This is a genomic window from Paracoccus aminovorans (genome assembly GCF_001546115.1).
Lineage (GTDB): Bacteria > Pseudomonadota > Alphaproteobacteria > Rhodobacterales > Rhodobacteraceae > Paracoccus > Paracoccus aminovorans_B.
Genome location: NZ_KQ955209.1, coordinates 476,703 through 483,372, shown reverse-complemented (window position 1 = coordinate 483,372; position 6,670 = coordinate 476,703). Strand labels below are relative to the sequence as shown.

The 6,670-nt window shown below is 62.7% G+C and carries 4 protein-coding genes and 1 pseudogene; 3 read left to right on the top strand and 2 right to left on the bottom strand.

Going from position 1 to position 6,670, the window contains the following annotated elements:
• Both ASV56_RS14215 and ASV56_RS23635 read right to left on the bottom strand, forming a co-directional pair.
• Positions 1–940 (bottom strand): annotated as a pseudogene (locus ASV56_RS14215) (IS3 family transposase); the annotation flags it as partial.
• A 90-nt stretch (positions 941–1,030) separates the two neighbouring features.
• Entirely contained in the window at positions 1,031–1,405 is a 375-nt protein-coding gene (locus ASV56_RS23635; RefSeq protein ID WP_156429178.1) for a hypothetical protein, read from the bottom strand.
• A 225-nt stretch (positions 1,406–1,630) separates the two neighbouring features.
• On the opposite strand from ASV56_RS23635, the gene ASV56_RS23630 reads away from it, so the two are divergent.
• From ASV56_RS23630 to ASV56_RS14195, 3 genes are all read left to right on the top strand, one after another.
• Positions 1,631–1,837 carry a hypothetical protein gene (locus tag ASV56_RS23630; RefSeq protein ID WP_156429177.1) on the top strand — a complete coding sequence of 69 codons (207 nt, stop codon included), beginning with the start codon at positions 1,631–1,633 and terminating at the stop codon, positions 1,835–1,837.
• A 27-nt stretch (positions 1,838–1,864) separates the two neighbouring features.
• On the top strand, positions 1,865–3,547 hold the full coding sequence (locus tag ASV56_RS14200) for a recombinase family protein (RefSeq protein WP_062562698.1): 1,683 nt from the start codon (positions 1,865–1,867) through the stop codon (positions 3,545–3,547).
• 357 nt (positions 3,548–3,904) lie between these two features.
• Positions 3,905–6,664, top strand: a complete 2,760-nt coding sequence (locus tag ASV56_RS14195; protein WP_062562697.1) for a DUF4011 domain-containing protein — start codon at positions 3,905–3,907, stop codon at positions 6,662–6,664.
• Positions 6,665–6,670 lie beyond the last annotated feature (6 nt).

The window sequence follows — 6,670 nt, the reverse complement described above, 5'->3', positions numbered from 1 at the left end:
CTCTCGCAATACCCGTTCTCCCAGGGTGAACCCGGCTCGATGAACGCGGTCTTGGCACCAACTGCGCCGATCCAGCCCTGCACCTTCTTGGCAATGAATTCCGCGCCATTGTCGGACCTTATGAACGCAGGCGGGCCACGCAAGATGAACAGATCCGTCAGGGCGTCGATTACGTCGGTGGAATTGAGCCTGCGGTTTACACGGATCACCAGCGCCTCCTTCGTGAATTCGTCGATGATATTGAGCGTCCGAAACAGCCGTCCGTCATGTGTCCGGTCCTGAACGAAATCATAGGACCAGACGTGGTTCGGGTGCTCCGGCCGGAGACGGACGCAGGACCCGTCGTTCAACCAGAGCCGACCCTTCTTTGCCTGCTTTTGCGGGACCTTCAGCCCTTCACGCCGCCATATCCGTTCCACGCGTTTATGATTTACATGCCAACCGGCGTTGTTCAGCAATCCGGTGATCATCCGATAGCCATATCGCCCGTAGGTGCGAGCGAGCGTGATGATGTCTTCCGTCAGCCGTTCTTCGTCCGGGGCGCCGCAAGGAACCTTGCGTTGCGTCGAGCGGTGCTGCCCGAGGATGCGGCAGGCGCGGCGCTCGGATATGCCGAGCGCCTGCCGCACATGGTCAATGCACTGGCGACGGCGCGAAGGGCTTAGAAGTTTCCCCGTGCAGCCTCGCTCAGGATCATCTTGTCCAAGGTCAGATCTGACACCGCGCGCCGCAACCGCTGGTTCTCCGCCTCAAGCTCCTTGAGACGCTTCAGCTGATCCCGGTTCATGCCGCCATACTGCTTGCGCCAGCGATAATACGTCGGCTCGGTCACGCCGATCTGCCGCACCGCGTCGGAAATTGCCATTCCCTGTCCATGAAGCACTTCAATCTGTCGAAGCTTCAGAACGATGTCTTCCGGTTTGTCTCGCTTGCCTGCCATCTGATGGTCCTCCTGAACAGGATATTTCTATCCCAGTGGGTGGACCACTTCAGTGGGGGCACTCCACCCGCCCCACACGATCGCGCCTCATCAAAGCGCACTCCCCCGCAAACATAAGACAAAAAAATCAAAGAGAATGGCAACGCCGCCAATCAAAAAGCCAAAAACCAGAAACGGCGCTTCCTGCGGCGGGCTCTGCCCGCCGCCCATTCCCACGGGATAAAAAAGAAAGAACGTAAAGACCAGGAACCAAAAATCAAAAGACCCCGGGTAATACATCCGAGGTTTCGGCAAGGTCGCAGCAGGAGCGAGAAGGACAAAGGTGCCTGAAGTGCTGTCCTTTGGCACGGTGCGCTGGCGGGCATTGTTGTCCCGCCAGCGCCTAAAATCCGGATAACTCGCGCCCGACGTCTGTTGAGAGCGAAGGCCAGCCCTTCGACTGATCGGGATGCGACCGTCGCGCATCTCGGCCTGTCACCTTCTTCTCCGCCTCACCCCTCTTGAGAGTGAGATTTCCGCATTTTCAGGTCGTTATCCACATTCATGCGACCCGAGAACCCTGTTTTCAGCTTAGAGAGGCGTTCCCATGCCCTATGATCATCCGAACAGCAGCGGGGCCGTTCCCGCCCAGGATCATCATCATCGAACGCCAAAGGGCCATGCCCTCCGGCGCAGGGAGCAACTCGGCCCATGGCACGAGACCGGAGAGATATTGCCGACAGGGAAGATGCCGCGCGGACGGCGGACTCCGTTCCGGCGCCTCCGGCCGACAAAACCCTTGCCGGGAATCGGCAATCCGCGCAGCATCCCGAGCACCTGCTTGCCTTCGTCCGGGCCCTGGCCCGCGATGCCGCCCGCGCCGATCACGCCGCCGAACGCGGCGCCCCTGACGATTGACCTTCCCCTCCGCACGGAGATCCGCCCATGACCCTGCGCGCCGTCATCTACGCCCGCTATTCCTCCGACCTGCAATCGGCCTCGTCCATCGAGGACCAGATCCGGCTCTGCCGCGAGCGCGCCGCCCGCGCCGGCTGGCAGATCACCGGCAGCTACGAAGACGCCGCCACCTCGGGCGCCTCGCTGATGCGTCCCGGCATCCAGCGTCTGCAGCAGGATGCCCGCGAGCGGCGCTTCGACGTCGTGATCTCGGAAGCCCTCGACCGCCTGTCGCGTAACCAAGCCGACATCGCCGCGCTCTACCAGAACCTCACCTTTGCCGGCGTGGTCATCGAGACCCTAGCCGAGGGCCGCATCGACGAGATGCATATCGGGTTGAAGGGCACGATGAACGCGCTGTTCCTGAAGGACCTCGCCGCCAAGACCCGCCGGGGCCTGCGCGGCCGCGTCGAGGCCGGCAAATCCGGCGGCGGCAATGCCTTCGGCTATACGGTGCTGCGCCACATGGGCGAGGACGGCGAGATCAGGCGCGGCGACCGACAGATCAATGAGGACGAAGCCGCCATCGTGCGGCGGATTTTCACCGCCTATGCCGATGGGATGTCGCCCAACCGCATCGCCGATCAATTGAACCGCGAAGGCATCCCCGGCCCACGCGGCCGGGCCTGGGACAAATCCACCATCCACGGCAATCCCAAACGCGGCACCGGCGTGCTCAACAACGAGATCTATATCGGGCGGCTGGTCTGGAACCGGCAGTCCTTCGTGAAGGATCCGGCCACCGGCAAGCGCCAGGCCCGCCCAAACCCGGAATCCGAATGGATCATCACCGAGGTGCCGGAACTCCGCATCATCGACCAGTCCCTCTGGGACCGGGTCAAGACCCGCCAGGAGGGCCGCAAGATCGAACAGACCGACAAGGAAGCCTGGGAACGCCGCAAGCCGCGCTTCCTGCTCACCGGCCTAGTCAAGTGCGGCTGCTGTGGTGGCGGCTTCTCGACCGTGGGCAAGGACCGCTTCGGCTGCTCGAACTCTCGCAACAAGGGGACCTCGGTCTGCACCAACCGCACCGGCATTACCCGCCAGGATCTGGAAGGGCGAATCCTGACCATCCTCTCGGACCGGCTGATGGACCCGGAACTGGTGAAGGTCTTCGCCGCCGAATACATCGCCGAGCGCAACCGCCTCGCCGCCGCCCATGTCGATGACCGGGCCGTCAAGGAGAAGGAACTGGCAAAACTCATCAAGGAACAGGATGCGCTGGTGAACGCGCTGCTCTCCGGCCTGCCGCCCGAGCGCATCAAGGCGAAGATGGAACAGCTGGAAGCCCGCCAGAAGCAGATCGACAAAGACCTCGCCACCGCCCCTGCCGCGAACGCGACCCGGATCCACCCGAAGATGGCGGAGAACTGGCAGGAGCGGATCCGTGCGCTGATCGCGGGGCTGACGGAACCAGACCGGGACGGCGAGGCGCGCGACGCGATCCGGGGCCTGATCGAGAAGATCGTGGCAACGCCGGTGCCGACCAAGGGTAAGCGGATGGCGCTCGAACTGACGCTCTACGGCGATCTGGCCGGGATTCTGGCGCTGAGCCTGGGTGCAGACCAGTTGTCCGGACAACAAAAAACCTCCCTGTTACAGGAGGTTGAAGAAAGTGCAGGATTTCTGGTTGCGGGGGCAGGATTTGAACCTGCGGCCTTCAGGTTATGAGCCGAACCTATTGTTTTTTATGATTATTTTGATTTCAACAACTTAGCGGACAAGCCTTTGGAATGGCGGACTCTTTCGCGGGCTCTCGACGCCCTTCGCCGGATTTGGGCGGATCGATGTGCTCTCGCGAACGCATTCGCCGGTTGACCAGACGTTGACAAGCGAGGTTCATCAAAAGCGATAGAGCATCTCCATTCCCAATCATAGACTGAAGCATGCTGAGAAGCCGGAAGAAAGTAGACCAAACCGCCGATTAGTCTCAGCTTGGCCATTGTTGTCCCATATCAATTTATAGATTAGGTTCAAGCCTATACGGACCGCGAGTGAAGTCCAATCGGTCGCAAGTCAGGAGATGCCGTGCGCGTTTTGCATCATGATCAAGAGGCATCCAGCCCCCTGCTGACCGACGAGAACATCGAGCTTGTCGCGGCCAAGCTACAGGAACTCCGGCTCCGACTTCTCGACTCGACCCGCCGCAACCCGCTGATCAACATCCGCTTCACCCCTACGTCGACTTCGTTCATCCGCGTCGTGGACGAGCTGCCGGACATCTTGCGCCACAACCTTTCCCAGGGGCGCCAGATGCGGCTGGCGGCTTTGCCAGCTCTCGAGGACGAGCTTCCGGATGAGCAGACGGACGAATTCCGGGATGCACTCTTCGTCGCCCGGCAGGAGGACGAGGGCTACCTCGCCGACATCGCGAAAATCGATCCCGACGGGGCCAAGGCCGAAGAAAAGCTGATGAAGGCCGAGCGATCCCTGAAGGACCGGTTACGCGAAGGCCTCGGATTGCCACCGCGCCAGACCAAGGACGCGCCGTCGCTGGCCGACCACGCTCGTCTCCACGGTGTCGAGCCGAGCCATATCCTGCCGCTCCCCGGAGATGAACACAACGACGGCCGGCACAGCGACGACGACATTCAGACGCTGCTTCTGCCGGACCGCCTGCAACGCTCAGCAAAGTCCATCCTCGAGAAAGGCCGGTCCTTCGAGCGCGAGACCGGCGTCAACGTGCTCCATGTCGCCTTCGGCCTCCTCGAGTGGAAGAGCCCCGACGAGAATGATCGCTTCGTCTCTCCGCTCCTGCTTCTCGAGATCCGGATCGATCGGAAGCAGTCCCCTCAGGGCGCCGAATTCTACCTTCACGGCGTCGACCAGGTCATGGTCAACACCAACCTCGCGCTGAAGCTCCAGAACGAGAAGAAGCTTGCCCTACCGGACTACGGGGGCGGGAGCGTCGAGGACTACTTCAAGACGATCGAAGAAGCCACGCCCTCGGGCTGGCACTGGAAGGTCCGCCGCGAGGTCTGCGTCGGGATCTTTCCGTCTTCGAAGATCGCAATGTACCACGACCTCGACCCGGAAAAACGCCCGCTGGCCGAGGAAGAGACGGTGGTGCGCCTCCTCGCCACGACCGGCGTCGGGGATGGTGCATATGCCGAGACCTACGGCACCGACGATCCCGAGGTCGCCAGCAAGGTGCCATACGTGGTGATGGATGCGGATGCGTCGCAGTACTCCGCCCTCGTCGATGTTGCCGACCAGAAGAACCTGGCGATCGAAGGCCCGCCGGGCTCTGGCAAGTCGCAGACCATCGTCAACCTTATCGCATCGGCGCTCGCAGACGGAAAGAAGGTGCTCTTCGTCGCCGAGAAGCTGACCGCCCTCGACGTGGTGAAGAATCGCCTCGATGCCGCTGGCCTCGGCAACTTCATCCTGCCGCTTCAGGCTGGCCGTGGCACTGCCGAGACCGTCTACGAGAGCATCGAAACCCGCCTCGAGATGAGCCGGTCCCCGGGGCCCGGTCGGCACAGCTTCGATTCGCGCCAGCGCGCCCTCGAGCGCGACCGCGCCATCCTCCAGGGCTACCTTGATGCGCTGGGCGCGATGCTTGGCTCTACTGGGTTGACGGTGCACCAGGTCATTGGCCACGCCATCGCCACGGCCGAGACCCGCGAGGCCTTGCCGCGGGAGATCCGCCGGCTGGCTATCCCGAACGCCGGGACGATGGGCGCGATCGAGGTCGAGGCCTTGGTTTCGGAAGCCGATGCCTTCGGCACCCGGCTCGGGCGGATCGCCCGCATGCCAGTCCTCTGGCGCGCCTCGACCGCACCGATCACGTCGCATGACATGGCCGAGGATCATGCCGAGACTGCCGCCAGCTTGGCAGAGTCTCTGGAGATCTTCGAGAAGGACGTCGCAGCCTCCTCCATCGCCGTCTTCATGACCGCGAATCCCTTCGTGATCGACATGAAGGCGATCTGCGATCTGTTCTCGGCCGCAGCACGCGAAGGTGGACGGATCGACCCGGAGCTGCTCGAAAGACTCACCGATCCAGTCGCCCGCCGGGCAGCCCGGGATCTCTGCGGCCAGCTCAGCGAAAGAAAGACACTCGTGGCCCAGCTCGGCCACAGCCTGCGCGATGCCGAGGGCTGGAATGTCGGGAAGCGCCTTGCAGCGGCCGCAGACTTCGCACGGGCACGGGGCAGGCGGCTCGATTCCGAGCAGCATCGCGTCAGGCTCGCCGAGATCGAAGGAGCGGTCACCGATGCTCGCGAGGTAATTTGCGCCGCGTCCCTGCTCCCCCGAAGCTGGACATCCTCCGGCCGGACACTGAGGGACATACGCGATGGGGCAAGGCGCATCGCCGAGCAGTCCCCGGATGTCCTCTCCCTCCGTCGCGGCGACCCGATGGCCTCGGTCGAGGCCGTGGCAATCGAGATCGATAACACGGTCTCGCGTCTCTCGACCGAGATTGGTCGCATCCGGCAAGCGCTGCCATCAGCCGAAGGTTCCCACAACCCGGGCGAACTCAGAAATGCCGCAGCCGCCATCGACGGCGCCGGCTTCTTCGGCAGGATGGGCTCTGCCTACAAGGCGGCGCGAAATACCTATACGAATGTTCTCGGAGGTCGGCGAGAGGACACGCAGGCCGACATGGCGCGGCGCCTGTGGGAATATGCGGACTGGCTAGACAGCCGCCGCGACTTCGACAATGGCGCCCGCTACAAGGAAGTCTTCGGTCCTCACTTCCAAGGCTTCAACACCGACAGGACGGCGATCGGCCGTGTGGTGACCTGGAGTGCCCCCACTGAAGTGGTCCACCCACTGGGATAGAAATAT